Genomic DNA, 26485 nt, shown 5'->3' with positions numbered 1-26485 from the left:
TTATTGGAGCGGGAACGTTCGAAAGGTTGAACCAGTCATGACTGTCGAAAAGATGGGCGGAGATGCCGTGCGCGAAGCGTTGGCGGGCTTGCCGCAATGGACGCTCTCAGCATCGGGAGAGGCGATTGAACGGCGCTTCGTCTTTGCAGATTTCAACGAGGCATTCGGCTTCATGAGCCGCGTCGCGCTGAAGGCCGAAACGATGAATCATCATCCCGAATGGTCGAATGTGTACAAGAACGTGGACGTGACGCTTCGAACCCACGATGTGGGTGGCGTGAGCCGACTCGACATTCAGCTGGCGCATTTCATGGATACCATCACCGCCTGACGGAAACTTGAAGAGGCCGCTTTAGGCCACGATTTGTCAGAGCGGATTGAACGTTAAGAGGCACGTCTATGGACGACAAAAAGATCGCCGACATTCTGACGGTCGAAGACACGCAGGGCCAGCGCGAGCAGGAAAGCCGCGTTCGCGCGAAGTTCTTCGAGACACTGCGGCGCGCGGCTCAGTATGTGCCGTTCATCGAAGATCTGGTCGCAGCCTATTATTGCGCGCTGGATCCGAAGACGCCGACGCGGGTGCGCGGAACGCTCCTGGCGGCGCTCGCTTACTTCGTTCTGCCGTTCGATTTCGTGCCGGATTTCATCGCCATCATCGGCTTCGGCGATGATCTGGCGGTTCTCGCCGCCGCGATCACGGCCGTGCGCAGCCACATGACCGAAGCGCATTATGCCGCCGCCCGCGAGACGCTCGGCAAAGAAGCCGAAGCAGCAGGAACCGCATCGACCTTCTGATCGCCAGAACCGGCAGAGGATCAGTCGTCCGTATCGATCCTCGGATCGTCTTCGAGCGCCTTCTTCAGCCGACCAAAAGCCAGTCTGATGCGGGATTTGACCGTGCCGAGCGGCAATCCGGTTTCTTCCGCAATCTGGCTGTGGGAAAGGCCGATGAAGAAGGCCAGCCGCACCAGCTCGAGCTGTTCGGTCGGCAGCACGCTCATGGCGCGGCGCACCCGCTCGTCGCGCTGCTCCGCATCCATCACCAGATCGGGCGCTTCCGGCGCGCTCGGCAGGAGCGACGGATCTTCGGCATCGAGGTCCTTGCCGCGATCTCGACGCAGCGCATCGATCCGGCGGTTTCGGGCGACGCGGAACAGCCAGGTGGCCAGAGACGACTTCGCCGGGTCGAAAAGCCCTGCCTTGTGCCACAGGACGATCATCACTTCCTGCGCCAGCTCCTCGGCTTCCTGCGGCTGCATGTTCAGGCGCAGAAGGTAGGATTTGATGCGGGGCGCGAAATAATCGAACAGCTGCGCGAACGCCGACTTGTCGCGCTCGACGGCGACGGCTCGGGCGAGCCGGGCAAAGCGCTCATTCAACTCGACAGTCATTCGTGGGCGTCGTCCTGATTAACGCGGTGCGGTTCGGTGAAGTCTGCCGACCGGCACCAAGTGCAGACAGGTACACAGCTTTTTGCAAAGGTCAAACTGTTGCCGGATTCTTTGCCGCATAGTCGCAACATCGTTTCGATGAGGAGCGATGGGGCTTTCCGCCGGTGCATTTGGCCGGCAGACAGAGTGTGGCTGTCAGCCGGTTCAGGCCTCGGGGGTTTCGTCAAGCAAGCGCATGATCGTGGTAAAAAAACCATAGGGTTACGGTTTGGTAACCGCGATTAAGTAAAATTAAACCGAAGCGGTGTTGTTTGCCCGCCAAAGGGCGTTGCGGCGGACGACGCTTCGTCAATTCTGATCAGGCAACCGGCAGGATAAAATGTTCGTGAAGACTCTTCTCACCGCACTCGCGCTCACGGCGGCGACAACGGCGACCGCCTACGCCCAATCTCCCACACGCATGAATCAGTTCAATGCCTGGGGTGCCTATTCCTATGACAGCGGCAACGGGAAGGTGTGCTACATCCTCTCCGTCCCGACCAGCTCCGAACCGAGCTCCGTCAACCACGGCGAGAACTTCTTCCTCGTCTCCCAGCGCCCCGGCCAGAACGTCTCCTATGAACCGCAGGCGATGATGGGCTACCCGCTGCAGGATGCCTCCAAGGTCAATGTCACGGTCGACGGGCGCGCCTTCACCCTGTTCTCGCGTGGCAATTCCGCCTGGGTCGAGAATGCGGCTGAGGAGCCTGCCCTCGTAACGGCGATGCGCGGCGGCTCGTCCATGACGGTCCAGGCCGTGTCCGGACGCGGCACTGCAACGAGCTATTCCTATTCGCTCTCCGGCGTGACCGCAGCTTTGAACGAAATTCAAAACTGCAATTGATGATCGCGCTCACCCTTGCGGCTTTGAGCCTGCAAGGGTGACGATCCGGCCCATGTGTGATACATGGCCCGCCAACGACATCGCTAAAGCTAATAATGCGCCGCCGCAGTCCTGATCTGCGGGGGCGCTTCGCATTGGAAAGCGGCAGATTAACATGGCTTTGACACTCGAACTCAGCGATCCGGCACAGCGCGAACAGCTGGCTCAGCGCGCGCCTGTGCGTGCAGAACCGCTCGACCTGGTCGGCCTGTCGCGGGAAGACCTCGGCACTGCGCTCGCCAATGTCGGCGTACCGCAGAAACAGGTGCGCATGCGCGTCAGTCAGCTGTGGCACTGGCTCTATATGCGCGGCGTCAACGATTTCGACCGCATGTCGAACATCTCCAAGGAGATGCGCGCGCTCCTCAAGGCCAACTTCACCATCGGGTGGCCGGAAATCGCCGATGAGCAGATCTCGAACGATGGCACCCGCAAATGGCTGCTGCGCTTTCCATCGCGCGGTGCCGGCCGACCCGTCGAGGTCGAAACGGTCTACATCCCCGAAGAAGGCCGCGGCACGCTTTGCGTTTCGAGCCAGGTCGGCTGCACGCTCACCTGTTCGTTCTGCCACACCGGCACGCAGAAGCTTGTGCGTAACCTCACCTCCGGCGAAATCCTCTCGCAGCTGATCCTTGCCCGCCATCGCCTTGGTGATTTCCCCGATGTCGAAGCCGCGCCGGGCACGATGGTGCCGAGCGAAGGCCGCAAGGTGTCCAACATCGTGATGATGGGCATGGGCGAGCCGCTCTACAATTTCGAAAACGTGAAGCAGGCTCTGCTGATCGCCTCGGATGGCGAAGGCCTCTCGATCTCCCGCCGCCGCATCACGTTGTCGACCTCTGGCGTCGTTCCGGAAATACGCCGGGCCGGCGAGGAAATCGGCGTTATGCTGGCGATTTCGCTGCATGCCGTGCGCGACGATCTGCGTGACGAACTCGTTCCGATCAACAAGAAGTACCCGCTGAAGGATCTGCTGCAGGCCTGCCGCGACTATCCGGGCCTCTCCAACGCGCGGCGCATCACCTTCGAATATGTGATGCTGAAAGGCGTCAACGACAGCCTGGAAGATGCCCGCGATCTGGTGAAGCTCTTGAAGGGCATCCCGGCCAAGATCAACCTGATCCCCTTCAACCCGTGGCCGGGCAGCGCATACGAGTGCTCCGACTGGGAGCAGATCGAGCGCTTTGCCGACTTCGTCAATCATGCAGGCTATGCATCGCCGATCCGCACACCGCGCGGCCGCGATATTCTCGCCGCCTGTGGTCAGCTGAAATCCGAATCGGAGCGGCTGCGTAAATCGGAAAGACTAGCTCTGGAATCCATGATGATCGCCGGACACGGCGCCGAGTGAGGCAAAGGGCGTGAACCGCTTCTTTCTGTTCTTTCTGCGCCTGCTCATGATGGCGTTTGCATTTTTCGTAGCCTGCATCGTCACCGGCGCCACGCTTGCCTTCCTGACACGCGCGGTAACGCCCGAGGACGTCCGCAACATCACCGGCGACGGCACGTGGATCAGCGTCATGATCGGCGTTCTTACCGTTGCCGGCCTCGTCGCCTACGCATCGCTGATCCCTGCGATGTTCATCGCGCTCTACTCAGAGATGCAGCGCCGCCGCGGCTGGTTGTTCTACTGCCTCTCGGGTGGCGTCGTCGCGGCGCTCTGCCTCGCCTTCCTGCTTTTGAACCCGCAGCAGGACGGCAATCCCTCGATCAGCTTCGTGGCCGTCATCATCGTTTCCGGCATGCTTGGCGGCCTGGCCTACTGGGTCATCGCCGGACGCCACGCCGGCGGCTGGCTACCGCGCCAGATCAAGCGGCGGCGCATGGAGCGCGAGGCTGCCAGCCGCACTGCGGAATAGTTTCGCTCGGAGCAGGAAACGCTTTAGCGCCCCTGCGTCAGCAGCACCTTGATGGCGAAAGCCGAAAAGATCCCGGCAAAACCGTAATCGACGGCGCGCATCGCCTTGGTGTTCCGCTTCAGCCAGTCGGCCAGGCGCTCGGCGCCGAGCACGATCGCAATCACGATCGGCAGCGACAGAGCCACAAACAGAAAGCCGAGGAAGAACAGCTTGCTGGCGACGTTCGGATCCCGAACCGACACGAATTGCGGCAGGAAGGTCATGAAGAACAGCGCGACCTTCGGGTTGAGCAGATTGACCCCAAGCCCGACCGCCCAGTTGCTGAAGAAAGACCGCCTGCGCACGGGGCCGGTCTCGACCGTCAGCGTGGACCCGTGCCGCACCGCTTGGACTGCGAGATACAACAGATAGCCGGCGCCAACGATCTTCAGCACGAGGAATGCCGTCGGCGACGCCACGATCAGCGCCGACAGGCCAAGCGCCACCAGCGTCGTGTGGACCAGGCAGCCGGTCATTGCACCCGCAATGCAGGCAATGCCGGCTCGCCTTCCATCGGAAAGCGCGCGGCTTATGAAGAGCGTCATGTCCGGCCCGGGCGTGATCGCAAGAAAGATCGAAGCAGCGGAAAATGCTGCCAGCGTCGGCCAGTCGGGAATGAAGGACATGACGGTCGGTCCTGGAGGAAGCGTGATGCGCATTCCCTAGCGCCGAAACCGACCGTCCGCCACCCGATTCGCGTCGTCACGCCATGCCGGTGGCTTGTGTCAGGGCGCGTTCTGAATAAAGTGCGCGCCACATTCGACCCCCTGCCAATCTCTCCGAAGCGGATATTCCATGAGCGCTCTGAAAGACGTCAAGAAAGTCGTTCTCGCCTATTCGGGCGGCCTCGACACATCGATCATTCTGAAATGGCTGCAGACCGAGCTTGGCGCCGAAGTGGTCACCTTCACGGCCGATCTCGGCCAGGGCGAAGAGCTGGAGCCAGCGCGCAAGAAGGCCGAGATGCTCGGCATCAAGGAGATCTTCATCGAGGATGTGCGCGAGGAATTCGTGCGCGACTTCGTCTTCCCGATGTTTCGCGCCAATGCCGTCTATGAAGGCGTTTACCTTCTCGGCACGTCGATCGCCCGTCCGCTGATCTCCAAGCACCTTGTCGAGATCGCCGAAAAGACCGGCGCCGACGCGATCGCCCATGGCGCGACCGGCAAGGGCAACGACCAGGTCCGCTTCGAGCTTTCCGCCTACGCGCTGAACCCCGACATCAAGATCATCGCGCCCTGGCGCGACTGGTCCTTCAAGAGCCGCACCGATCTTCTGAATTTCGCCGAGCAGCACCAGATCCCGGTCGCCAAGGACAAGAAGGGCGAAGCGCCCTTCTCGGTCGACGCGAACCTCCTGCACTCCTCGTCAGAGGGCAAGGTTCTGGAAGATCCGTCCGTCGAGGCTCCGGAATATGTGCATATGCGCACGATTTCGCCGGAGGCCGCGCCGGACAAGGCAACAATCATCACGGTGGGCTTCGAGCGCGGCGATGCCGTATCGATCAACGGCGAGCGTCTGTCGCCGGCGACGCTTCTGGCCAAGCTCAACGATTACGGCCGCGACAACGGCATCGGTCGCCTCGACCTCGTCGAAAACCGTTTCGTCGGCATGAAATCGCGTGGCGTCTACGAAACCCCGGGTGGCACGATCCTGCTTGCAGCGCACCGCGCAATCGAGTCGATCACGCTCGACCGTGGCGCGGCGCACCTCAAGGATGAGCTGATGCCGCGCTATGCCGAGCTCATCTATTACGGTTTCTGGTTCTCGCCCGAGCGCGAAATGCTGCAGGCGGCGATCGACCGGAGCCAGGAGCATGTGGAAGGCGAAGTGACGCTCAAGCTCTACAAGGGCAACGTCATGGTCACCGGCCGCTCGTCGCCGAAATCGCTTTACTCGGACGCGCTCGTCACCTTCGAGGACGACCGTGGCGCTTACGACCAGAAGGACGCCGCCGGCTTCATCCGCCTGAATGCGCTGCGCCTGCGCACGCTGGCCGCACGCAACCGCTCTTCGAAGTAATCGAGACGAACGCTATTCCGCAGGCGCCGTTTGATCGAGCGCCTGCGGCTGAGCGACAAGGCTCGCGTGGCGACGCCGCGTGAACCGGTAGGCTGCATAGGACGCCACCGCCACGGCCGCCATGGCGGGAACAACGACGCCGATGCCGACCACCGGATCGCCGATCAGCGCAGCGACCGAGCCGCCGAGCAAGCCGGATCCCATCTGGATAAACCCCATCATCGCAGAGGCGGAACCCGCGATCTGCGGGAACGGCACGAGCCCTGCCACCTGCATGTGCGGCATGACGAAGGCGATGCCGAATGCGGCGAGCCCAACCGGCACCATGACCGTGTAGAAGGACGGGCCCGCCATCAGCAGCAGGGCAATCAGGAGCAGCGCACCGCCGCCGATGAAGGCGAGGCCGGGCAGTACTAGTGCCTCAGCCTTTCGGGCCCGCATCAGGGAGCGCACGGTGAGCGAGCCCAGAAAGAACGAGCCCGACTGCATCAGCATGGACAGGCCGAACTGGGTCGGCGTCAGCCCCACCCTGTCGATCAGCACGAAGGGCAGGATAGTCGCCTGCGCATAGAGCGCGCCTACGGCAAAGCCGCAGGTCAAGCTCGCGAACAGGAATTCGGAGCTGCCGAGCACCGTGCGATAGGCGCGCAGCACCATGCCCGGCCGCGCCAGCGCCGTGCTCGGAATGACCGTTTCGCGCATGGCGAACCAGACGATGATGCCCGACACCACGCCGAAGCCAACCATGAGCACGAAGATCGCATGCCACCCGGCAATGCTGAGCGTCACGCCACCGATCGCCGGTGACAGCGCAGGCGCGATGGCGAGGATGATGCCGACCATGTTCATGATGCGCGCTGCCTGCTCGCCCGCAAACTGATCACGCACAATGGCGCGCGCGACAGTGACGCCGACGGCAGCGCCGATCCCCTGGATCAGCCGGGCGACGAGCAGCATTTCAACGCTTTGCGACAGGGCAGCGAGCACGCCACCTATCAGATAGACGAGAAGGAAGCCGAGCGTCGTCTTGCGCCGCCCGAAGGCGTCGGCAAGCGGCCCGGCGGCGAGTTGCGCCACCGCAAAGCCGGCAAAATAAACCGTCAGCGTGGTCTTGATGGCCGCATTCGAGCTGTCGAAGGCCTGCACCAGTTCCGGCATCGCCGGGGTGTAGAGCGCCATCGACACGGGACCGATCGCCACGAGCAGCGCGGAAATCAGGCTCGTGCGGCGCTCCGACATGCGCCCCGGCTGAAGCAGCGGCCGGTCCGCGGGTTCGACGGCGTCGGTCATGCGGCTTGTCCGCTGGTTGAGCGATCACAGCCGAGCATGCTCTGAAGCGACCCTCTCATACTGCGCAGAACCGCTTCGAAGACGGCCTTGTCGGCAGGCGCCACCCCTTCCATGGCCGCACCCAGCACCGAGCCGGCGACAGCGCGCGCCTCATCGATCACCTGGTCGGCGGCATCCGTCGCATAGACGAGCCGTGCGCGGCGATCGCTGGGGTCCACCCGACGCTCCACCAGGCCACGTTGCTCCAGCCTGTCGACATAGCCGGAGACCGTCATGGGCTCCACCCCGAGGCGTTCCGCCAGCACAGTCTGGCGGCCGCCGTTGAGCGCAGCGATATGGATCAGAGCCCGGGCTTCTCCTGGCGTGATGTCCGTGCCGTTGAGAACGATGCTTTTTTCGACCGCCGCCCTGAGAAGACGGCCGACATCGGTGATGACGAAGCCAAGGGAATCCGGATCGACTGTGCGCGACATGGGGTTTTCCTGCGATAAAAGTAAGCCTTACTTATTATCCGGCATGCGCTTTCGCAAGCCGCCTGCCGCTTGCTTCCGATCACATCATCATTACATCGCTGTTCAACGCATTCTCAAAGCTGGATACGCGCATGACCGCCGCTTCACCGATCGCCTTTGAACGCATTTCTGACTGGTCCGGATCCTACGGGCTCCCCAATTTTGCTGCGGTCGAGGACGACGACTTCCGCCCGGCCTTCGACGCGGCCCTTTCGGCGCATGACGCGGAAATCCAGGCGATTGCTCAGTCTGAGGCAGCGCCGACCTTCAAAAACACGATCGAAGCCTTGGAATTGGCCGGTAAAGGCCTGTCGCGGGTTTCGGCACTCTTCTTCAACCGCGCCGGCGCCCATACGAACCCGGCCATTCAGGAGCTCGAGCGCGAGATCGCGCCGCAACTGTCGCGGCATTATTCGCGCATCGCGATGAACAAGCCGCTGTTCCAGCGCATCGACACCCTTTTCCGGAGAGCATCGACGCTGGATCTCACCACCGAGCAGTTCCGCGTGCTGGAGCGAAGCTGGAAAGGCTTTGTGCGATCCGGCGCCAACCTTGCGGAAGAAGACCAGACCCGCCTCGCCGCGATCAATGAGCGCCTGGCGACCCTTGGTGCGCGTTTCGGGCAGAACGTGCTTGCCGACGAACAGTCCTGGCAGCTGCTTCTCGATGAAACCGATCTCGATGGCCTTCCGGATTTCGTGCGCGACGCCATGGCGTCGGCGGCAAGCGATCGTGGCGCCGATGGACGCTACGCCGTCACGCTGTCGCGCTCGATCATCGAACCGTTCCTGACCTTCTCGGAACGACGCGACCTTCGCGAAACGGCATTCAAGGCCTGGACGGCACGCGGTGAAAACCCGGGCGAAACCGACAACCGTCCGCTGATCGCCGAAATCCTCAAGCTGCGCGCTGAAAAGGCAAAGCTGCTCGGCTACGAGAATTTCGCCGCCTACAAGCTCGAAGACACGATGGCGAAGAACCCCGACGCGGTGAACGCGCTGTTGCAGACGGTTTGGGAACCGGCCGTTCGCCACGCGGCCGATGAGGAGGCGGCGCTTGCAGACATCGCCGCCGCCGAAGGCAACAACGAACCCATCGCGCCCTGGGACTGGCGCCACTATGCCGAAAAGCTGCGGCGTCAGCGCTTCGATTTCACCGAAGAGGAGCTGAAACCCTATTTCCAGCTCGATCGCATCGCCGAGGCCGCTTTCGATGTCGCCAGTCGACTTTTTGGCCTGGACTTCGAGCGTCTCGAGGGCGTGAAGGTCTACCACCCGGATGTCCGGACCTTTGCCGTCAAAAACCGCTCCGGCGAAACGATCGGCATCTTCCTGGCGGATTACTTCGCACGGTCCTCGAAGCGATCCGGCGCCTGGATGAGCGCCTTTGCCAGCCAGCACCGGCTGGAAGGCGGGCAGCTGCCGCTCATCTACAACGTCATGAATTTCGCCAAGCCGCGTGAAGGGTCTCCGGCCCTTCTGTCGCTGGACGACGCGCGCACGCTCTTCCACGAGTTCGGCCACGCGCTTCATGGGCTCTTGTCCGACGTGACCTACCCTTCCGTATCGGGAACGTCGGTCTCGCGCGATTTTGTGGAGCTGCCCTCGCAGCTTTACGAGCACTGGCTGACCGTGCCGGAGATCCTGCGCAAGCACGCCGTGCATTATCGAACGGGCGAGCCGATCCCGCAGCAGCTCCTGGACAAGGTCCTGGCGGCCGCCCGGTTCAATGCGGGCTTTGCGACGGTGGAATACACGGCCTCGGCGTTGATCGACATGGCCTACCACACGGCCGCGGACGTCGAAGACCCTGCTGCATTCGAAGCGGCAAGCCTTGAGGCCATCGGCAAGCCGGCAGCCATCGAGATGCGCCATCGCAGCCCGCATTTCCTGCACATCTTCTCGGGCGACGGCTATTCTGCCGGCTATTATTCCTACATGTGGTCGGAAGTGCTCGATGCCGACGCCTTCTCGGCCTTCGAGGAAACCGGCGACGCCTTCGATGCCGCGATGGCGGAGCGGTTGCGCACGCATGTCTATTCGGCCGGCGGCGCGGTGGATCCCGAAGAAACCTACACGGCCTTCCGCGGTCGTCTGCCGACGCCTGAGGCCCTGCTCAGGAAGCGCGGGCTGGCCTCCGACGCGGCCTGATCTCGACGGGGGCAGCACGCTGATCGGCGCGCGCCCCTTTCGCATTTGCGAAAAACCATGTATGAGCGCGCCAAATGAAGGCTGGCGCTCATATCCATGCGCCCCACAATTCCGAGACATTCCCATGACCATGCGCAATATCGCGATCATCGCACACGTCGACCATGGCAAGACCACGCTCGTCGACGAGCTCCTCAAGCAATCCGGCTCCTTCCGTGAGAACCAGCGCACAGCAGAGCGCATGATGGATTCCAACGACCTGGAAAAGGAACGCGGCATCACGATCCTTGCCAAGGCGACGTCGATCGAGTGGAAGGGCCACCGCATCAACATCGTCGACACGCCGGGTCACGCCGACTTCGGCGGTGAGGTCGAGCGCATTCTGTCCATGGTGGATGGCGCGATCGTTCTGGTCGATGCTGCCGAAGGCCCGATGCCGCAGACGAAATTCGTGGTCGGCAAGGCGCTGAAGGTCGGTCTCCGCCCGATCGTGGCGATCAACAAGATCGATCGTCCCGATGGTCGCGCAGAAGAAGTCGTCAACGAGGTGTTTGACCTCTTCGCCGCGCTCGACGCCAATGACGAGCAGCTGGACTTCCCCATTCTCTACGGCTCCGGCCGCGCCGGCTGGATGAACACCGCGCCGGAAGGTCCGTCTGACCAGGGTCTCGCACCGCTTCTCGACCTCGTCATGGAGCACGTGCCCGAACCGACCGTCGGCGAAGGTCCGTTCCGCATGATCGGCACGCTGCTCGAAGCCAACCCGTTCCTCGGCCGCATCATCACCGGCCGCATCCATTCCGGCTCCATCAAGCCGAACCAGGCCGTGAAGGTACTGGCTGCCGACGGCAAGACGGTCGAGACCGGCCGTATTTCCAAGATCCTCGCGTTCCGCGGCATTGAGCGCCAGCCAATCGAAGAAGCCAAGGCGGGCGACATCGTCGCCATCGCTGGCCTGTCGAAGGGCACGGTCGCCGATACGTTCTGCGACCCGGCCGTCAACGAGCCGCTGCAGGCGCAGCCGATCGATCCGCCGACCGTCACCATGTCCTTCATCGTCAATGACAGCCCGCTGGCCGGCACCGAAGGCGACAAGGTCACGAGCCGCGTCATCCGCGATCGCCTCTTCAAGGAAGCCGAAGGCAACGTCGCGCTGAAGATCGAGGAAGCCGAAGGCAAGGACTCGTTCTACGTCTCCGGCCGTGGCGAATTGCAGCTCGCCGTCCTCATCGAGACCATGCGCCGCGAAGGCTTCGAGCTTGCCGTATCCCGTCCGCGCGTCGTTATGCAGAAGGGCGAGAACGGCCAGATGCTCGAGCCGGTCGAAGAAGTCGTCATCGACGTCGATGAAGAACATTCGGGCGTCGTCGTGCAGAAGATGTCGGAGCGCAAGGCCGATATGGTCGAGCTGCGCCCGTCTGGCGGCAACCGTGTGCGTCTCGTGTTCCACGCACCGACGCGCGGCCTGATCGGCTACCAGTCGGAGCTTCTGACGGACACGCGGGGCACGGCCATCATGAACCGGCTGTTCCACTCCTACCAGCCTTACAAGGGCGAGATTGCCGGCCGCGTTCAGGGCGTGCTGCTCGCCAACGAAGCGGGCGAATCCGTCGCCTACGCCATGTTCAACCTGGAAGACCGCGGCCCGATGATCATCGATGCCGGCGAGAAGGTCTATGCCGGCATGATCATCGGCATTCACACCCGCGACAACGACCTCGAAGTGAACGTGCTGAAGGGCAAGAAGCTCACCAACATGCGCGCCTCGGGCAAGGACGAAGCCGTGAAGCTCACCCCGCCGATCAAGATGACGCTCGACCGTGCACTCTCCTGGATTCAGGACGACGAACTCGTCGAAGTCACGCCGAAGTCGATCCGCCTGCGCAAGATGTATCTCGATTCCAACGAGCGCAAGCGCTTCGAGAAGTCGCGTTCGGCCGCCGCTGGCGCCGCGTAATTTAGAACAAATCGACTGCGAATCAGGGCGGGGATGCGAGCGATCGCATCCCCGCCCTTTTTGTTTCTGGCTGCGCGCTGTGCCGTTTCGGAGCGACTGCCAGCACCAAAACCGGACACCCGTGTCTCTTGCCGAAAACGTTAATGAAGCGTTAAACTTGTTTCGGGTCGTCGGACCAAATGAGCTGTGGGCGATGCCCCGTCTGCTCCCCGAGGCGCTTCGTCGGCGGAATCCGAAGCGATAGGATTCGTGCCATGAAGACGCTTTCCATCGATGTCCGTCCTGCAACACCCGACGACGCCCAGGCGATTGCCGAAACGCACCGCTCCGCGTGGGCGCATGCCTATTCCGGACTGATCCCCTTCAAGACGCTGCGGGCCATGATGGAGCGCCGAAACGTGAAATGGTGGACGCGCGCGATCAATGGCTCGACCAGCATTCTCGTGCTCGATGTCGGCGGAACGGTCGCGGGCTATGCAACGCTTGGCCTCAACCGAGCGCCTGCCCTGCCGCAGGAAGGCGAGATCTACGAGCTTTACCTTCGCCCGGAATATCAGGGCATCGGGCTCGGCAAGCGGCTTTTTACCGAAGCACGACGGCTTCTGTCGTCGCTGGGCTGCCGCGGCGTCGTCGTCTGGACGCTCGAAGACAATGATCGCGCCGTGCAGTTCTACCGCCAAAGCGGCGGGCGCGACGTGGCCGAAGGCACCGAAACCTTCGACGGCAAACGCCTCGGTAAGATCGCGTTCATCTGGCCGTAGCCATTGCCGCCCGGTTCAAGGGCGGCCCACACAGCATGTTCAGCGCACCCTTGAGCCGAGCAGAGGCGCGCTCGGGTGCCACAGTTGCTTTGGCGCGTGATTGCCGGTATTTCCCCGGCAAAGCCTGCCTCCAACAAGAGAGTTCACATGCGCATCGACGCCATCGCCATCGGCAACAATCCGCCTGAAGACATCAACGTCATCATCGAAGTTCCCGTTGGCGGGCAGCCGATCAAGTACGAGATGGACAAGGAATCCGGTACGCTGGTCGTGGACCGCTTCCTGCACACGCCGATGACCTATCCGGGCAATTACGGCTTCGTGCCGCATACGCTTTCGGAAGACGGAGACCCGATCGACGTGCTCGTCTGCAACACGCGCCCTTTGATCCCCGGCTGCGTCATCAATGTGCGCCCGATCGGCGTGCTCTTGATGGAAGACAATTCCGGCAAGGATGAAAAGATCATCGCCGTTCCGGTATCGGCGCTCACCAAGCGCTACGAGAAGGTGCTGAACCACACCGACCTGCCGGAAATCACGCTGCAGCAGATCCAGCACTTCTTCGAGCACTACAAGGATCTGGAACCCGGCAAGTGGGTTCGCGTCGAAGACTGGCAGGGCGCCGATGCCGCCCGCCGCTTCATCACCGAAGCCATTGAGCGCGGCCGGAAGTAAGTCTCGCCTCGTCCAGTTTGTGATCACGAAAAGGGCCGCCGCATCCCGGGATGCGGCGGCCCTTTTCCGTATCTCTCAACCCCTGACCGGCCAAGGCCGGCACGGCACGCCGTTTAGACGAGCGCGGGAGCGATCGTGTTCCACATGAAGGAACGGATGAAGAAGATGATGAGCAGGAGCACGATCGGCGAAATGTCGAGACCGCCGAGATCAGGCAGGATGCGCCGCAGCGGCCGAAGCGCCGGCTCGGTCGCCTTGTAGAGAAACTCCGCCACCATCGCGACGAAGCGATTGTTGGAATTGACCACGTTGAACGCATAGAGCCACGAGAAGATGGCGCTGCCGATGATGATCCAGGTGTAGATGCTCAAAGCCAGATCGATGGTCTGGAAGACGGCTATCATTCTCACTCTCCGTTGCGGGCTGGCCGAGATGTAGCCACTCCGAACTTGCCCGGCAAGTGCGCTGCTGCCGCACCGATAGGCGCTTAAACCTGGCGCGCCGCCATGGCGCCCATTTCGCGATCGAGCCGGCGCATGAAGATCATCGACAGGAACTCGGCGAGCCATGCACGCAGAGGTCCGTCATGGATCATGCGCCCGTGCAGGTGATCCCGACCCTGCTGTGCGCCTGGCAGGTCGAAGCGATGCGCCCCGTGCACCACCCAGCGGTGCATCATGGCCTGGGTCAGTTCGCCGTGGAACTGGACACCCCAGGCATTCTCCCCGAAGCGGAAGGCCTGGTTCTCGTAATCATCGGCCGTTGCAAGCAGCGTCGCGTCACGCGGCAGGTCGAAGCCTTCCCGGTGGAAGTGATAGACCATCGACGGCCAGTTCATCAGCGCGGCCCCTTCCGGCGTCGGCCGCAACGGATACCAGCCAATTTCCGTCAGCCCGTCGGGATGTGCCTCGACCTTGCCGCCGAGGTGCCGAACGAGGAGCTGCGCACCGAGGCAGATGCCAAGATAGGGCTTGTTTTCCGACAGAGGAACCTTCAGCCACTCGATCTCGCGCCGAATACCCTCATCCTCGTCATTGGCGCTCATCGGGCCACCGAAGACGATCGCCCCGACATGGCGCTCAAGCGTATCGGGAAGCGGGTCGCCCAGAACCGGCCGGCGGATATCCAGCGCAAATCCGGCTTGCTCCAGCATCAGACCGACCCGCCCGGGGCTCGACCGCTCCTGGTGCAGCAGGACGAGGATGCGCGGTGCGGGATCGAATTCCCGCGATCCAAAACCCTGTCGTCCAGACATGAAGTTCATCAGTCCTGCTCGCCTTCCACGCGTTGTCTGGCCCACACTCGCTGTCTGGTGGAAACGCCGAGAAGTTCGGCGATGCGCCAGACGACATTTTCCTCCAGTTCATGGCGCTCGCCGTCGGCGTACACCACCTCCCAGAGAAGCTCGATGAAATTGATCCGTTGATCTTCGTCCAGCGACCGCTTGAGCACGCTGGTGAATGCGTAGAGATCGACAGCCTCGTCGTCAGCCTTTTGGCCGGCCTTCAACACGGCATCCAATTCGCTGCCCTTGAGATCGTAGGCTGCAGCGACGACATCGCGAAGCTTCTTGCGCTCGTTCGGGCGCACGTCTCCATCCGCGTCGACCACATGGAAAAACAACGCCGCCGCTGCCACGCGAGGATCGTCGCGCGTCAGCTGGCGCGAGGCACGCTCACTGTGGGTGACGGATTGAAACAGCTTTTGGAGACGCTCGAGCATAACCCCAATAACGACAGATCGGCGTGAGTCGCGCAATGCGCTGACTGTTGCAGGCGCGTCACAGTGACACGCCTGTTTGATCCGGGCAGAACGCGCTGGTCCTAGAACAGGCGGAAGCGCGAAGACTGAGACTTGCTGCGCTCCTCGGAAGTCTCGCCTTTGCGAACCCCCGGGTCGTCGATTCGCTGGGTCAGGAAGCGCTCTTCCCGCTCCCTTTCCGACTTGGCAGCATCCGTCGTGTCGACCACACGGGGGCGCGGTGGTGCGGGTGGTCGTGACGTCTTCGGCTCAGCCGTTCCGTGGGTCGTGGCTGCGCTCTCAACGACGACGGGTCTCACCGTCGCCTGTGGCGCCGGTGCCGCTGTCTGCGGTTTGTCCGCGGGCGCAGAAGGATCAGACGATGCCTCGCCACGCGGCGCAGGCTCTGCCTCCGGCAATTTCTCAGCCGGCTCTCCAATGGCGCGACCCGTCGGCTCGCTCACCACCGGCTTGCGGCGAAACCACGGCGTCGATCCCGATGTGTTCTGATCGGCGGTTGGCGTTGGCGTCGATGTTTCGGCCACGGGCGCGGCGGCAACGACGTCGTCACGCCTGCTCGGCGTGTCCTTGGTCGATTGCAGCGGGATGATCACAGCGCCCCTGTCGGCCGGGTTCATCTCAGGGGATGCGGGTTTAGGAGCGGCGGCCTCGGACCGGGGCCCGCCCATCGTGGTGTCATTGGCAACGCGCTGCTCCAACGGCTTCGCGGCTTCTACGCTTGGCGCGGGTGCAGGCGCCGCTTTGGCTGCGCCAGCCTCTACGGGCTTCTGTTCTGCCGTCGCGCGCGATGGCTGGACGGGTGCGGTCGGCTCTGGCTTGGCGACCGGCGGAACGGTCTGTAGAGCGAGCTCGGCATCCTTCACCGAATATGTCTGAGCCTCGAGCTCAGGCCCCGACAACTGCTCGACCGGAACCTTCCAGACGAATGCGTCCAGCTTGCCGGTAACTGGTGACAGCGGAGCCCACTGGTCGGAGACGTAGCCGTCTGCAGTCCAGGACGGATCGCGCGGAGCGCGCAGTGCCTGCGCCATCCAGTGGCGGACGCGGCCCTGATCGCCGGTGTCAGCTTCTTCGATATCGGCGAGAAGGAGATAGAGCCCTTCGCGCGGCGAGATACGCAGCGCAGCCTCGGCGCGCTGACGCGCCAGAGTATGGTCATGCGCATCGAGCGCCGCGCGTCCGACGAGCGTCAGCGATTCCAGATGATTGGGCTTCAACGCTTCGAGCTTGCGCGCCCGCTTCAGCCGATCCTGAACGGAATCACCGACGCGCGCACGCACATAGGTCGCGCCGACTTCCGGATGCGGGCTGTGCTTCCAGGACTTTTCCAGGATGCGTGAGCCGCGCCGCAGATCGTTCTGACGGAAGAGTGCCTTGGCCGCGACGACAGCGGCAGGCACCAGTGTTGGCGCCAAACGCAACGCTTCCTGGGCATCCGAAGCCGCCCGCCGCGGATCGGATTCCAGCACACTCATGGCCCGGGCCGTCAGCAGGACCGCGCGCTTGCGGTCCGCTTCGCTCCGCTCGATCGTGCGTGCCTGCCGCTGCTTGTCGAGCAGACGGATGGCGTCGTCCCACTGTCCGTCCTTGGTGCGATATTCCAGCGCTGCCTGGCCGGCCCAGGAGAGCTGCGGGTCCTTCTCCACCGCACGCTCGGCGAACTGGTGAGCGGCTTCGGATGCACCAAGACGTCGAGCCTCCAGATAAAGCCCACGCAGACCGAGCGCCCGGGTCTCGGGCTTTTCCGACATCGCTTCGAATTTCGCCCGCGCATCGTCATGGCGACCTTCGATCATGTATGTCTGCGCTTCGAGAACGTGGATCAACGGCTCCTTGTCGGCGTCGATCAGCGTGCGGGTACGGCGGCTCATCTTCTTGGCGAGCGCGGCATCACCGGCGCCGGCTGCGATGAGACCGCGCGACAGAGCATTGTAGCCCTTGTCGCGACGACGGTTCTGCAAATAGCGGCTGACGCGATGCGGCGAAGAAAACAGCGTGCGCACCAGCCACAGCAGGAAGACGATTGCTGCCAGCGCCAGGAAGAAGCCGGTGATCCCGGCGATCAGCGACATTTCTACGCGCTGGCCCTGCCAGATCAGGATCATCTCGCCTGGGCGATCCGCAAGCCAGGCGAAGCACAGGCCAAGCGCCAGGATGACAGCGACGAAGAACAAGATGCGGATCATGGACGGCTCCCGACGTTTGTTTTTGGCACGCGCTTAGTTGGTTTCGGCAGAAATAGCTTCCGAAGCCGAGGTCAGCGCGGCATCGGTGATCTGGTCGGCCTCGGCACGACCGCGCAGTTGTTCGGCATAATCTTGGGAAACCGCCTTTGCGGGTTCTGGCAACGCTTCCCATTCGGTCAACGCCGCAGCGAGATCACCCTCGCTGATGCGGGCTTCCATGCGCGCGATCCGTGCCACCGGCGTTCCACCTTCGACGTTGCCAGTGGGACGAACGGTCACGACGGAAAGCGCGCTCGACATGAGACGATCGAGAACGCCGGCATCCTGCGAGCCGACATTGATCGCGAGCAGCATTTCACGCGCCACATCCGGAAATTGCTCGGCGAGCGCGGTGCGCGTCGGCAGACCCGATTCCGCAAAAGGCCTCAGGCTCTCTGCCGCCTGATTGTCCGGCGCGATATCGGCAAAGGCGTCGAGTTCAGCAGAGAAGGCACCGCCGCGGTCGATCGCGCTCTTCAGGGATGCCGCGGCAAATGCCAGCGCCGCGCGCTCTTCGGCAGATGTGTCGGCGACCTCTGCCTCAATGGCTTCAAGGCGGCTTGCGACCTCGCTTGCCAGGCCCTCCCGAGCTTCCTGCTCAGAAGCCAAAGCTGTCCGCAACTCATCGAGCGCAGCGGCATTGGCTTCCGCGGCGTCGTTGGAGGTGTTTTCGGTGGCAGCAGTCTCGATAGCGGCGATGCGCTCTCCCAGCGCGGTGAGTTCATCGCGCAACGCGGTGTCGTCGACCGGTTCGCCGGTGCCTGCAGCTTCCGTCAAGGCGGCAACGCCGTCGCGCAGTTCCGCAACTTGTGCCTCGAGCGAAGCGACTGTCTCCGCCTGGCCTGTATCGGCGCCATCTCTCGGCGACAGCATCTGATAGGCGCCAAGACCGGCAAGCACAACGAGACCGCCGACGACTGCCGCGATGCCGTGACCCATCGTCCCGCCACCCGACTTGCGCTGTGCAGCCGCGGCTGGAGCCGTCGAAGCACTCGATCGCGTCGTGGCTGATGCCTGCGATGTGGACGGCGCAGGTTTGGCCGACGCCGCAGGTGCAGAAGAGGTGCCCGCTGAAGCCGGAATTGCCGAGCGCGCGGTCGTCCCCGATTGCGACCGCTTAAGATCGACTGCCTTGACGTGTTCGGCCGCGCGCAGAGCTTCGGTCGGGGCGGTCGCTTGCGCAACTATCGGCGACGTGTCGGCACCGGCAACTTGGTCGGCAGATTTGGCAGAACGGCGGCGCTGCACGGGCTTGGCCATGGGCAATCCTCATCGGTCACTAAAATAAGGGGCCGATCATAGAACGGACAAGGGGGAGACTGAAATGCATAAACGGCATTTATCTGCGTTGGTTCCGAACGAGGCCCAGCGCAGCGACCATTCCATCTTCGTTCGGAGTCGCGGCAACCACGCATGTCCTGCGCCAATATTCCGGCAATGCAGCCGCGACGTTTTCGCTCATGCAGACCGCAATGATCGGGGTCTCATGATGCACCTGTTTGGCGAGCGCACGCGCCGCTCCTGCCGAATACAGCATGACCGCCGGATTGGCCGCGAATGCAGCGGAGATCGCGTCGGTGCCATGGTCGATCGGCTCGACATCGTAGACTTCCACGACATCGATCACACGACCCGCCGCTTTCAAAATGTCTTCGAAACCAGCGGTGCGTTCGCGGCCGGCGAGATAGAGAAGTTTGAGGTCAGCCGCTTCAGCTTCGATGATTGAACGCGCAAGCCCCTGGCCTTCGCCCGGTCCCTGCCGAACATCCAAGAACCCGGCCTTTCGAGCACGCTTTGCCGTGGCCGGCCCGACGGTCCAGATGCGCAGGGAACGATCGAGGGCCTCGCTCGCAGCATCGAGCGCCGCGGCACTGGTCGCCACATAAAAGTCTGGCAGTATTCCCTGCGCCGCCTTCACGCCATCGACGAGCGTGACAGCGCGTGTCAGCGGCAATGCGACCGCATCGTACCCCTCGTCGAGCCGCGTCATCGTGCGTGACAGTCCGGGCTCCGGGCGGGTGACGATGACGCGCAAGGCTTCAGGCCCAGTCGGCGAAGAAATCCGCTCCGGCGCGCTCGCGAACGGTGCGCCCGGCTTCCGTACCAAGATCGACGGCCTTCACCGGGTCTCCCTCAGCGCTGATCTCGTGTGCCTCGCTGCCATCGGGCTTCAGGATCATGCCTGAAAACGTCAGCGTGCCATCGACGAGTTGCGCCAGCCCGGCAATCGGCGTGCGGCAGGAGCCATCGAGTTCCTTGAGGAAGGCCCGCTCGCAAAGAAGTGCTGCATGCGTCGCAGCGTGGTTGACCGGCTCCACCAGCTGCGCGACTTCGCCGTCGCCGATCCGGCTTTCGACGCAGATCGCGCCCTGGCCCGGCGCGGGCGGAAAGCTTTCCACATCGAGAAGATGCGTGACGACCTCCTCCATGCCGAGCCGCTTGAGACCGGCGAATGCGAGCAGCGTCGCATCCACCTGGCCTTCGGCCAGTTTGCGCAACCGGGTTTCGACGAGGCCGCGATAGGTGATCACGTTGAGGTCGGGCCGCAAACGGCGGATGAGCGCCTGGCGCCTGAGCGACGACGATCCGACGATTGCGCCTTCCGGCAGCGCCTCGATGGAAGGTGCCGTTCGGCCAATCACGGCGTCGCGCACATCCTCGCGCTCGAGAAACGCCGAGAGATAAAGCCCATCCGGCAGCTTCGTCGCCATGTCCTTGGAGGAGTGCACTGCGAGATCGAGTCTGCCGTCGGACAACTGCTCTTCGAGCTCAAGCGTGAAGAGGCCCTTGCCGCCGATTTCCGACAGCGGCCGATCGGTAATGCGGTCGCCTTTCGTCGACAGAACGACGATCTCGAAACAGTCTTCGTCAAGCCCATGTGCCGCCATCAGGCGACCCTTGAGTTCATGGGCCTGTTTGAGCGCGAGCGGGCCGCCACGCGTACCGATGCGGTATTGTCTCTTTCGCATGCCTCTCCGTCCATGTTACCGCACGACAGGTAAACGGGATTGCGAGCCCCTGCAATCGCCAGCTCAAAGTCGACGAAGCCCCATCATGGCAAATTCCATTGTTGTTCTCGGCATCGAAACGAGCTGCGACGAAACTGCCGCCTCGCTCGTGCGCCGCAATCCTGACGGCTCGGGCGACATCCTCTCCAACGTCGTTTTGAGCCAGCTCGACGAGCACGCCCCTTTCGGCGGCGTCGTACCGGAAATCGCGGCACGCGCCCATGTCGAGGCGCTGGACGGCATCATTTCGCAAGCGCTTGCCCGCGCCGAGACGACGTTCGATGACGTCGACGCAATCGCAGCCACCAGCGGTCCAGGTCTGATCGGCGGATTGATTGTCGGGCTGATGACCGGCAAGGCGATCGCGGCGGCAACGGGCAAGCCACTCTATGCCGTCAATCATCTCGAAGGCCACGCGCTGACGGCGCGCCTCACCGACGGGATCCGGGACCCTTATCTGCTGCTGCTCGTTTCCGGCGGGCACACCCAGCTTCTGGTCGTTGCCGGCGTCGGGGATTACCGCAGGCTGGCGACCACGATCGACGATGCGCTTGGCGAAGCATTCGACAAGACGGCGAAACTCCTCGGCCTGCCCTATCCCGGTGGGCCCGAAGTGGAACGGCGCGCAGCAAGCGGCAATCCCCTCCGTTTCGATCTGCCCCGGCCGATGCGCGGCGAAGAGCGCCTCGATTTCTCTTTTTCCGGCCTGAAGACCGCAGTGCGCCAGCAGGCCGCCAAACATGCTCCGCTTTCGGAAGAAGACGTCGCCGATCTCTGCGCCTCGTTCCAAAAGGCCGTGACGGACACGCTGGAGGAACGCCTTTCGCGCGGCCTCGAAAGGTTTCGGGCTGATTTCCCCGAGATCGATACACCCGCGCTGGTGGTTGCCGGTGGCGTCGCGGCAAACCGCGCGATCCGAACCGCTCTCGCTTCGCTGACCGATCGTCATGGATTTCGCCTGATCGCGGCGCCGATCGAGCTTTGCACCGATAATGCGGCAATGATCGCCTGGGCCGGCGCCGAGCGGCTGGCGCTGGGCTTGCCGGCAGTTACGGACGATGTCGCACCCCGCTCGCGCTGGCCGCTCGACGAGAGCGCCGAGGTCCGCATCGGCTCCGGTCGCCGCGGGGCGAAAGCATGAGCGGGCCCGATCTCGCGATCGTCGGCGCCGGAGCATTTGGAACGGCGCTGGCCTGCACGCTCGCCCGCAGCCGCTCCGAACCACTCGTGCTTTATGCGCGCAATGCCGCGCAGGTCACGGACATGCGCGACACGCGAGTGAACGCCCGATTTCTGCCGGGCGTAGTCCTTTCGGAGCGCATCGAGTTGCGCAATGACCTCACCGCACTCGGCCACGCCAGCCGCATCCTCGTTGCCGTGCCGGCCCAAGCGCAGGGTGAAATGATCCAGACCCTGCGCCCGCATGTCGGACCTGAGTGCGAGCTCGTCATCTGCGCCAAGGGCATCGAGCGCGCATCGCATCGTTTCCTGTCAGAAGTGGCTGCCGAAGCTGCGCCCGGCCTGCCGATTTCGGTTCTTTCGGGCCCCGGCTTTGCGGCCGACATGGCAAATGGCCTGCCAACGGCCATGACTTTGGCTTCCAGCGATCGCGCAAGGGCCGAGGCGACAGCCGCCGCGCTTTCCGGTGACACATTCAGGCTCTATGCGAGCGGCGATGTCGCCGGCGTCGAGATCGGCGGCGCGCTGAAGAACGTGCTTGCCATTGCAGCCGGCATCGTCGATGGCGCCGCACTCGGCCAGTCCGCCCGCGCCGCGCTCATCGCGCGTGGTCTTGCTGAAATGACGCGGTTTGCCGCGGCCTTTGGCGGAAAGGCGGAGACGATCGCGGGTCTCTCCGGCCTTGGTGACCTGGTGCTGACCGCTACCAGCGACCAGTCGCGCAATTTTCGCTTCGGGCGCGCCATCGGCCAAGGGGTGCCTCCCAAGGAGCTCTCGAAACCAGGCCAGCCCCTCACCGAGGGCGCCTTCACGGCCGCAGTCGCCTGCGATCTCGCGCGCCGGGCCGGCATAGAACTGCCGATCGCAACAGCGGTGTCTGATGTCATCGAGGGACGGTTGACCGTCGGACAGGCGACGGAAGACTTGATGCGTCGCCCGCTTCGCAACGAGGACGCGACCTTCGACCAAGGCCCCAAGACTTGACGGATCGATCCTCTCGGGCGAATGAGCGCGACACTCAAGCCCGATTGTCAACGAACGCGAGTATGCCGATGTATTTCGCCGCCATCTGCCGGGACAAGCCCGGCGCCTTGCAATTGCGGCTGGATACGCGTCCCGCCCATGTCGAGCATCTCAATGCATTGAACGCGAACGGCGTCCTGAAAATCGCTGGACCGCTGCTCGCCGAAGACGGCAAGCCGTTCGGCAGCCTGTTGATTTTCGAATGCGCCGACCTTGCCGAAGCCAAAGCCGTTGCCGCCGCAGACCCTTATGCCAAGGCCGGCCTGTTCGAGACCGTCGAGATAACGCCCTGGAACTGGACGTTCAATCCGCCGGAGGCGCGCTGACGTGGCATATTGGCTGTTCAAGTCTGAGCCGTTCAAATGGTCGTGGGAGATGCAGAAGGCCCGCGGCGACAAGGGCGAGCAGTGGGATGGCATCCGCAATTACCAGGCCCGCAACAACATGCGCGCCATGAAGGTCGGCGACAAAGGCTTCTTCTATCATTCGAACGAAGGTCTTGAAGTCGTCGGCATCGTCGAGGTTTGCAGCGAGATCCATCCCGACACGACGATCGACGATCCTCGCTGGGAATGCGTCGATATCCGCGCCGTGTGCGACATGCCGAAGCCGGTGACCCTGAAGGACGTGAAGGCCAATCCGAAGCTGGCCCAGATGTCTCTCGTAACATCGATGCGCCTTTCGGTGCAGCCGGTGACGGATGACGAATATCTGGAAGTCTGCCGCATGGGCGGGCTCGACAAGCCGCCGCGCTGAATGGAAAGCGCGGCCGATCCCGACCTGATCGCCGAGCGCTTCATCCGCGAAAACACCAGTGTGACCCGCCCGCCCCATGTGCCGGAGATCGCGCTGCATCTGGCGACGGAAGCCCACGATCTCTGGCTGAAGACCGAGGAAGAACTCGGCACCATCGGCCTGCCGCCGCCATTCTGGGCCTTTGCCTGGGCCGGCGGCCAGGGGCTCGCGCGCTACATCCTCGACCATCCGGAATGCGTCGCCGACAAGACCGCGCTGGATTTTGCGACGGGCTCCGGCATAGTCGCGATCGCGGCGCTGAAAGCGGGTGCGCACCAAGTTGTGGCCGTCGATACCGACAAGTGGGCGCTCAGCGCCTGCAAGCTCAACGCCACTCTCAACCATCTCACAATGGAGACCACGTCGCGGGAGTTGGTCGGTCTGGACGAGGGCTGGGATGTCGTCCTCGCAGGCGACGTCTTCTACGATCGCGCGATGACGCAGGCGATCCTGCCCTGGTTTGAAGCTCTCGCAGCGCGCGGCGCCACCGTTCTCGTCGGCGATCCCGGCCGCAGCTACAAGCCCGCCGATCATCTCCAGACACTGGCCACCTATGAGGTGCCGGTGCTGACGGCGCTTGAGGATTCCGAAGTGAAACGCACCAGCGTCTATCGCTTTCGCGCGACGGCTTAACGGTTCAGCCGATCACCGCAACGCGCGTCAACGAAGATACCGATCGCAGCAACCGCAGCATGTCGCGACGCGCCAGCGCAATGCAGCCTTCCGTCGGCAGGTAGCCCGGCCGAGCGAGATGCATGAAAATGGCGCTGCCGCGGCCTGCCTGGCGGCTGGCAATGTTCCAGTCGAGCACGAGGACGATGTCGTAAAGGTCGTCCGTCCGCCGCATCGTTTCAGCGCTTGCCGGGAATGGCAGCCTTACCGGTCGATTGTAGGCCGCATGCCAGGGCGCATCGCACCAGCCGGCGTCGTGGCGAATGGGCTGCATGGGCAGCGCGGTTTCGGGACGCGGCCCCTTGTCGGTGCGCCAATAGCCATGCAGCATTGCCATTTCGGCGCGCGGCGTGGCGCCATCGCCTTCGCGCTTCAAGGCCGAGATGCCGCCCTTGCCGAGCGCAACATGGAAGACGACGCTGCCGCCTCCGACCGATAGAAGACCGCGACTGTGCGCACCCGGCTTGCGACGCACGGTGACGATGGATGGCGATAACGGACCTATCAATTTGCAGTGTCTCGGCGGTCTGGAGGATCGGCGATCACATTTACCACTTTGAAGGCGAAGGCAAAGCGCCTAAACATTCGGCGTTGCGCACTGATGCGCAAACCGAGCACAGGAGCTGCCCCATGACCTCACGCACCATCCTGATCGTCGACGATGATACGGATTTGCGCGAGACCTTGAAGGAGCAGCTTGCGCTCTGCGAGGAATTTGAACTCCTGGAAGAGCCGACTGCCACCAAGGGCGTCAATACGGCGCGCAACGCGTCCGTCGACCTCCTCATCATGGACGTCGGCCTGCCGGACATGGATGGCCGCGAAGCGGTCAAGCTTTTGCGGAAGGGCGGCTTCAAGTCCCCCATCATCATGCTCACGGGTCACGATACCGATTCCGACACCATTCTCGGTCTGGAATCCGGCGCGAACGACTATGTCGTCAAACCTTTCCGCTTCGCGGTTCTCCTCGCCCGTATCCGCGCGCAGTTGCGCCAGCACGAGCAAAGTGAAGATGCCACCTTCACCGTCGGGCCCTATACGTTCAAGCCGAGCCAGAAGCTCCTCACCGACGAGAACGGCGGCAAGATCCGCTTGACGGAAAAGGAATCGGCCATCATCCGCTACCTCTACCGTGCGGATCAGAAGGTGGTGACGCGCGATGTGCTGCTGGAGGAAGTCTGGGGCTACAATTCCGGCGTGACGACGCACACGCTCGAAACCCACGTGTACCGCCTGCGGCAGAAGATCGAGCGCGATCCATCCAACGCCGAAATCCTGGTGACGGAGAGCGGCGGATACAAGATCGTCCCGTGATGCGCTCAAGGACAAGCATCGCTCCATGTCCCTGAAAGACGACATCACGATCTTGGGCGATGTGCCGATTTTCGGCGATCTCAGCGACGAACAATTGCGCTTGGTTGCGTTCGGTGCCGAGCGGCGCCGCATTCCCGCGGGCCAGGTGCTCTTCCGGCAAGGCTCCGCGGCTGATTGTGCCTATGCGGTGGCGAGTGGTGCGTTCGATCTCGAGCGCACCGATCATCAGGGCCGGACGATCAAGCTCGGCGCAGCCAGGCCGGGGACACTTCTTGGCGAGTTGGCGCTGATTTCGCTGACGGAGCGCAAGACCACGGCTGTCGCTGCGGAATCTTCCGAGGTGATCCGCATCACGCGTCCGCTTTTCAACCGCATGATCGAGGAATATCCCGAACTCGGGACAATCATGCAGCGCCGTATCGAAACCAATCTTCAGCGCCTGATCGACGATCTGAGCGCCCTGTCGCCACGCCTTGACGGCTAGCTGAGCGGACGGGCTGAACAAACCACCGAGCTCCGCGTTTCCTGTTCATGAAAATGACCATGGAGACGAACATGTCAGACCGGCCAGAAGGCGAGCGCGAACACACGACGCGCAAGGAAGATTACAAGGCTTACACCGAACGCGACATCGACGAGGGCTGGCCCTATAGCGACGAGCCAGGCAACGAGGAAAGCCGCCTGCAGGGCAACCGTCCCTATGCCGATGAGGAACTGGAAGAAGTGCCGGCAGGCGTCGATGGGTTTCATGTCGAGGAACTGCCTGATCCAGTCGGCGGCTCCGGTCAGATCGGCGTAGAGGGCGACATCGAAGCTGAAGATGAGATCGATGAGGGCGCAGACCCGGATGAGAGCGCCGATCCGGAAGTCGATCCACGTCCGGTGGACAAAGACGCCGACTGAGCTGACGGCATCTAACGAAAAAGG

General features: G+C 63.1%; 29 protein-coding genes and 1 pseudogene. 18 read left to right on the top strand and 12 right to left on the bottom strand.

Going from position 1 to position 26485, the window contains the following annotated elements:
* Nucleotides 1-37 precede the first annotated feature (37 nt).
* Together D5400_RS03025 and D5400_RS03020 are read left to right on the top strand one after the other, a co-directional pair.
* A complete protein-coding gene (locus tag D5400_RS03025; protein ID WP_126007539.1) occupies nucleotides 38-331 on the top strand; it encodes a 4a-hydroxytetrahydrobiopterin dehydratase in 294 nt (97 codons plus the stop codon).
* A 68-nt stretch (nucleotides 332-399) separates the two neighbouring features.
* The gene (locus D5400_RS03020; RefSeq protein WP_126007536.1) at nucleotides 400-798 is read left to right on the top strand and encodes a YkvA family protein; all 399 of its coding nucleotides are present in this window, start codon (nucleotides 400-402) and stop codon (nucleotides 796-798) included.
* Nucleotides 799-818: 20 nt separating this feature from the next.
* Here D5400_RS03020 and D5400_RS03015 read toward each other — a convergent pair whose 3' ends face one another.
* Nucleotides 819-1394, bottom strand: coding sequence for a sigma-70 family RNA polymerase sigma factor (locus tag D5400_RS03015; RefSeq protein WP_126007534.1), 576 nt, complete (start codon nucleotides 1392-1394; stop codon nucleotides 819-821).
* A 379-nt stretch (nucleotides 1395-1773) separates the two neighbouring features.
* Here D5400_RS03015 and D5400_RS03010 point away from each other — a divergent pair, with 379 nt between their 5' ends.
* The 3 genes from D5400_RS03010 (at nucleotide 1774) to D5400_RS03000 (ending at nucleotide 4175) form a co-directional block, all read left to right on the top strand.
* Nucleotides 1774-2277, top strand: coding sequence for an invasion associated locus B family protein (locus D5400_RS03010; RefSeq protein ID WP_126007532.1), 504 nt, complete (start codon nucleotides 1774-1776; stop codon nucleotides 2275-2277).
* Between the two features lie 154 nt (nucleotides 2278-2431).
* On the top strand, nucleotides 2432-3667 hold the full coding sequence (gene rlmN / locus D5400_RS03005; protein WP_126007530.1) for a dual-specificity RNA methyltransferase RlmN: 1236 nt from the start codon (nucleotides 2432-2434) through the stop codon (nucleotides 3665-3667).
* A 10-nt stretch (nucleotides 3668-3677) separates the two neighbouring features.
* On the top strand, nucleotides 3678-4175 hold the full coding sequence (locus D5400_RS03000) for a hypothetical protein (RefSeq protein WP_126007528.1): 498 nt from the start codon (nucleotides 3678-3680) through the stop codon (nucleotides 4173-4175).
* A 23-nt stretch (nucleotides 4176-4198) separates the two neighbouring features.
* Here D5400_RS03000 and D5400_RS02995 read toward each other — a convergent pair whose 3' ends face one another.
* On the bottom strand, nucleotides 4199-4840 hold the full coding sequence (locus D5400_RS02995; RefSeq protein ID WP_126007526.1) for a LysE family translocator: 642 nt from the start codon (nucleotides 4838-4840) through the stop codon (nucleotides 4199-4201).
* Nucleotides 4841-5009: 169 nt separating this feature from the next.
* Here D5400_RS02995 and D5400_RS02990 point away from each other — a divergent pair, with 169 nt between their 5' ends.
* Entirely contained in the window at nucleotides 5010-6236 is a 1227-nt protein-coding gene (locus tag D5400_RS02990) for an argininosuccinate synthase (RefSeq protein ID WP_126007524.1), read from the top strand.
* Between the two features lie 12 nt (nucleotides 6237-6248).
* On the opposite strand, the gene D5400_RS02985 is transcribed toward D5400_RS02990, so the two are convergent.
* Both D5400_RS02985 and D5400_RS02980 read right to left on the bottom strand, forming a co-directional pair.
* On the bottom strand, nucleotides 6249-7526 hold the full coding sequence (locus D5400_RS02985; protein ID WP_245451409.1) for a multidrug effflux MFS transporter: 1278 nt from the start codon (nucleotides 7524-7526) through the stop codon (nucleotides 6249-6251).
* Nucleotides 7523-7999 carry a MarR family winged helix-turn-helix transcriptional regulator gene (locus D5400_RS02980; RefSeq protein ID WP_126007522.1) on the bottom strand — a complete coding sequence of 159 codons (477 nt, stop codon included), beginning with the start codon at nucleotides 7997-7999 and terminating at the stop codon, nucleotides 7523-7525. Before D5400_RS02980 ends, D5400_RS02985 begins: the two co-directional genes overlap by 4 nt.
* A 131-nt stretch (nucleotides 8000-8130) precedes the next feature.
* Here D5400_RS02980 and D5400_RS02975 point away from each other — a divergent pair, with 131 nt between their 5' ends.
* The 4 genes from D5400_RS02975 to ppa all read left to right on the top strand — a co-directional run bounded on the left by D5400_RS02975 (nucleotide 8131) and on the right by ppa (nucleotide 13581).
* Nucleotides 8131-10188, top strand: a complete 2058-nt coding sequence (locus tag D5400_RS02975; RefSeq protein WP_126007520.1) for a M3 family metallopeptidase — start codon at nucleotides 8131-8133, stop codon at nucleotides 10186-10188.
* Nucleotides 10189-10312: 124 nt separating this feature from the next.
* Nucleotides 10313-12145 (top strand): translational GTPase TypA, encoded by a 1833-nt coding sequence (gene typA, locus D5400_RS02970; RefSeq protein WP_126007518.1) that lies wholly within the window; start codon nucleotides 10313-10315, stop codon nucleotides 12143-12145.
* Nucleotides 12146-12399: 254 nt separating this feature from the next.
* Nucleotides 12400-12906 carry a GNAT family N-acetyltransferase gene (locus D5400_RS02965; protein WP_126007516.1) on the top strand — a complete coding sequence of 169 codons (507 nt, stop codon included), beginning with the start codon at nucleotides 12400-12402 and terminating at the stop codon, nucleotides 12904-12906.
* A 147-nt stretch (nucleotides 12907-13053) separates the two neighbouring features.
* A complete protein-coding gene (gene ppa / locus D5400_RS02960) occupies nucleotides 13054-13581 on the top strand; it encodes an inorganic diphosphatase (protein WP_126007514.1) in 528 nt (175 codons plus the stop codon).
* Between the two features lie 113 nt (nucleotides 13582-13694).
* Here ppa and D5400_RS02955 read toward each other — a convergent pair whose 3' ends face one another.
* The 7 genes and pseudogenes from D5400_RS02955 to hemC all read right to left on the bottom strand — a co-directional run bounded on the left by D5400_RS02955 (nucleotide 13695) and on the right by hemC (nucleotide 20536).
* Nucleotides 13695-13985 (bottom strand): YggT family protein, encoded by a 291-nt coding sequence (locus tag D5400_RS02955; protein WP_126007512.1) that lies wholly within the window; start codon nucleotides 13983-13985, stop codon nucleotides 13695-13697.
* 83 nt (nucleotides 13986-14068) lie between these two features.
* A complete protein-coding gene (locus D5400_RS02950; protein ID WP_126012637.1) occupies nucleotides 14069-14836 on the bottom strand; it encodes a glutamine amidotransferase in 768 nt (255 codons plus the stop codon).
* A gap of 8 nt (nucleotides 14837-14844) precedes the next feature.
* A complete protein-coding gene (locus D5400_RS02945; RefSeq protein ID WP_126007510.1) occupies nucleotides 14845-15303 on the bottom strand; it encodes a tellurite resistance TerB family protein in 459 nt (152 codons plus the stop codon).
* A gap of 656 nt (nucleotides 15304-15959) precedes the next feature.
* A pseudogene (locus D5400_RS21450) lies at nucleotides 15960-17528 on the bottom strand (heme biosynthesis HemY N-terminal domain-containing protein); the annotation flags it as partial.
* Between the two features lie 33 nt (nucleotides 17529-17561).
* Nucleotides 17562-18827, bottom strand: a complete 1266-nt coding sequence (locus D5400_RS02935) for a COG4223 family protein (protein ID WP_126007506.1) — start codon at nucleotides 18825-18827, stop codon at nucleotides 17562-17564.
* Between the two features lie 79 nt (nucleotides 18828-18906).
* Complete coding sequence (locus D5400_RS02930; protein ID WP_126007504.1) at nucleotides 18907-19602, bottom strand: uroporphyrinogen-III synthase; 696 nt, start codon at nucleotides 19600-19602, stop codon at nucleotides 18907-18909.
* Nucleotides 19603-19606: 4 nt separating this feature from the next.
* Nucleotides 19607-20536 (bottom strand): hydroxymethylbilane synthase, encoded by a 930-nt coding sequence (gene hemC, locus D5400_RS02925; protein ID WP_126007502.1) that lies wholly within the window; start codon nucleotides 20534-20536, stop codon nucleotides 19607-19609.
* Between the two features lie 97 nt (nucleotides 20537-20633).
* On the opposite strand from hemC, the gene tsaD reads away from it, so the two are divergent.
* The 5 genes from tsaD to D5400_RS02900 all read left to right on the top strand — a co-directional run bounded on the left by tsaD (nucleotide 20634) and on the right by D5400_RS02900 (nucleotide 24205).
* Nucleotides 20634-21716 (top strand): tRNA (adenosine(37)-N6)-threonylcarbamoyltransferase complex transferase subunit TsaD, encoded by a 1083-nt coding sequence (tsaD, locus tag D5400_RS02920; RefSeq protein ID WP_205665557.1) that lies wholly within the window; start codon nucleotides 20634-20636, stop codon nucleotides 21714-21716.
* Nucleotides 21713-22738, top strand: coding sequence for an NAD(P)H-dependent glycerol-3-phosphate dehydrogenase (locus tag D5400_RS02915; RefSeq protein ID WP_126007498.1), 1026 nt, complete (start codon nucleotides 21713-21715; stop codon nucleotides 22736-22738). The genes tsaD and D5400_RS02915 overlap by 4 nt, the downstream gene beginning before the upstream one ends.
* A 68-nt stretch (nucleotides 22739-22806) precedes the next feature.
* Nucleotides 22807-23103, top strand: a complete 297-nt coding sequence (locus D5400_RS02910) for a YciI-like protein (RefSeq protein ID WP_126012634.1) — start codon at nucleotides 22807-22809, stop codon at nucleotides 23101-23103.
* A gap of 1 nt (nucleotide 23104) precedes the next feature.
* Complete coding sequence (locus D5400_RS02905) at nucleotides 23105-23533, top strand: EVE domain-containing protein (RefSeq protein ID WP_126007496.1); 429 nt, start codon at nucleotides 23105-23107, stop codon at nucleotides 23531-23533.
* Nucleotides 23534-24205, top strand: coding sequence for a class I SAM-dependent methyltransferase (locus tag D5400_RS02900; RefSeq protein ID WP_126007494.1), 672 nt, complete (start codon nucleotides 23534-23536; stop codon nucleotides 24203-24205).
* A gap of 4 nt (nucleotides 24206-24209) precedes the next feature.
* Here the strand turns inward: D5400_RS02900 and D5400_RS02895 are convergent, their stop codons facing one another.
* On the bottom strand, nucleotides 24210-24752 hold the full coding sequence (locus tag D5400_RS02895; RefSeq protein WP_205665507.1) for a L,D-transpeptidase family protein: 543 nt from the start codon (nucleotides 24750-24752) through the stop codon (nucleotides 24210-24212).
* 122 nt (nucleotides 24753-24874) lie between these two features.
* Here D5400_RS02895 and D5400_RS02890 point away from each other — a divergent pair, with 122 nt between their 5' ends.
* The 3 genes from D5400_RS02890 to D5400_RS02880 all read left to right on the top strand — a co-directional run bounded on the left by D5400_RS02890 (nucleotide 24875) and on the right by D5400_RS02880 (nucleotide 26461).
* Entirely contained in the window at nucleotides 24875-25558 is a 684-nt protein-coding gene (locus D5400_RS02890) for a response regulator transcription factor (protein WP_126007492.1), read from the top strand.
* A 25-nt stretch (nucleotides 25559-25583) separates the two neighbouring features.
* A complete protein-coding gene (locus D5400_RS02885; RefSeq protein WP_126007490.1) occupies nucleotides 25584-26042 on the top strand; it encodes a cyclic nucleotide-binding domain-containing protein in 459 nt (152 codons plus the stop codon).
* Nucleotides 26043-26113: 71 nt separating this feature from the next.
* Nucleotides 26114-26461: a hypothetical protein gene (locus D5400_RS02880; RefSeq protein ID WP_126007488.1), complete on the top strand. Its 348-nt coding sequence runs from the start codon at nucleotides 26114-26116 to the stop codon at nucleotides 26459-26461.
* The last annotated feature ends 24 nt before the right edge of the window (nucleotides 26462-26485 follow it).

Source organism: Georhizobium profundi, assembly GCF_003952725.1.
Classification (GTDB): domain Bacteria; phylum Pseudomonadota; class Alphaproteobacteria; order Rhizobiales; family Rhizobiaceae; genus Georhizobium; species Georhizobium profundi.
This window is presented reverse-complemented; position numbering and strand designations above follow the sequence as displayed.

Coding starts and splice junctions, on each gene's coding strand:
- D5400_RS03025 (WP_126007539.1), top strand. CDS start 38: ATGACTGTCGAAAAGATGGGCGGAGATGCCGTGCGCGAAGCGTTGGCG.
- D5400_RS03020 (WP_126007536.1), top strand. CDS start 400: ATGGACGACAAAAAGATCGCCGACATTCTGACGGTCGAAGACACGCAG.
- D5400_RS03015 (WP_126007534.1), bottom strand. CDS start 1,394: ATGACTGTCGAGTTGAATGAGCGCTTTGCCCGGCTCGCCCGAGCCGTC.
- D5400_RS03010 (WP_126007532.1), top strand. CDS start 1,774: ATGTTCGTGAAGACTCTTCTCACCGCACTCGCGCTCACGGCGGCGACA.
- rlmN (WP_126007530.1), top strand. CDS start 2,432: ATGGCTTTGACACTCGAACTCAGCGATCCGGCACAGCGCGAACAGCTG.
- D5400_RS02995 (WP_126007526.1), bottom strand. CDS start 4,840: ATGTCCTTCATTCCCGACTGGCCGACGCTGGCAGCATTTTCCGCTGCT.
- D5400_RS02990 (WP_126007524.1), top strand. CDS start 5,010: ATGAGCGCTCTGAAAGACGTCAAGAAAGTCGTTCTCGCCTATTCGGGC.
- D5400_RS02985 (WP_245451409.1), bottom strand. CDS start 7,526: ATGACCGACGCCGTCGAACCCGCGGACCGGCCGCTGCTTCAGCCGGGG.
- D5400_RS02980 (WP_126007522.1), bottom strand. CDS start 7,999: ATGTCGCGCACAGTCGATCCGGATTCCCTTGGCTTCGTCATCACCGAT.
- D5400_RS02975 (WP_126007520.1), top strand. CDS start 8,131: ATGACCGCCGCTTCACCGATCGCCTTTGAACGCATTTCTGACTGGTCC.
- typA (WP_126007518.1), top strand. CDS start 10,313: ATGACCATGCGCAATATCGCGATCATCGCACACGTCGACCATGGCAAG.
- D5400_RS02965 (WP_126007516.1), top strand. CDS start 12,400: ATGAAGACGCTTTCCATCGATGTCCGTCCTGCAACACCCGACGACGCC.
- ppa (WP_126007514.1), top strand. CDS start 13,054: ATGCGCATCGACGCCATCGCCATCGGCAACAATCCGCCTGAAGACATC.
- D5400_RS02955 (WP_126007512.1), bottom strand. CDS start 13,985: ATGATAGCCGTCTTCCAGACCATCGATCTGGCTTTGAGCATCTACACC.
- D5400_RS02950 (WP_126012637.1), bottom strand. CDS start 14,836: ATGTCTGGACGACAGGGTTTTGGATCGCGGGAATTCGATCCCGCACCG.
- D5400_RS02945 (WP_126007510.1), bottom strand. CDS start 15,303: ATGCTCGAGCGTCTCCAAAAGCTGTTTCAATCCGTCACCCACAGTGAG.
- D5400_RS02935 (WP_126007506.1), bottom strand. CDS start 18,827: ATGGCCAAGCCCGTGCAGCGCCGCCGTTCTGCCAAATCTGCCGACCAA.
- hemC (WP_126007502.1), bottom strand. CDS start 20,536: ATGCGAAAGAGACAATACCGCATCGGTACGCGTGGCGGCCCGCTCGCG.
- D5400_RS02915 (WP_126007498.1), top strand. CDS start 21,713: ATGAGCGGGCCCGATCTCGCGATCGTCGGCGCCGGAGCATTTGGAACG.
- D5400_RS02910 (WP_126012634.1), top strand. CDS start 22,807: ATGTATTTCGCCGCCATCTGCCGGGACAAGCCCGGCGCCTTGCAATTG.
- D5400_RS02900 (WP_126007494.1), top strand. CDS start 23,534: ATGGAAAGCGCGGCCGATCCCGACCTGATCGCCGAGCGCTTCATCCGC.
- D5400_RS02890 (WP_126007492.1), top strand. CDS start 24,875: ATGACCTCACGCACCATCCTGATCGTCGACGATGATACGGATTTGCGC.
- D5400_RS02885 (WP_126007490.1), top strand. CDS start 25,584: ATGTCCCTGAAAGACGACATCACGATCTTGGGCGATGTGCCGATTTTC.
- D5400_RS02880 (WP_126007488.1), top strand. CDS start 26,114: ATGTCAGACCGGCCAGAAGGCGAGCGCGAACACACGACGCGCAAGGAA.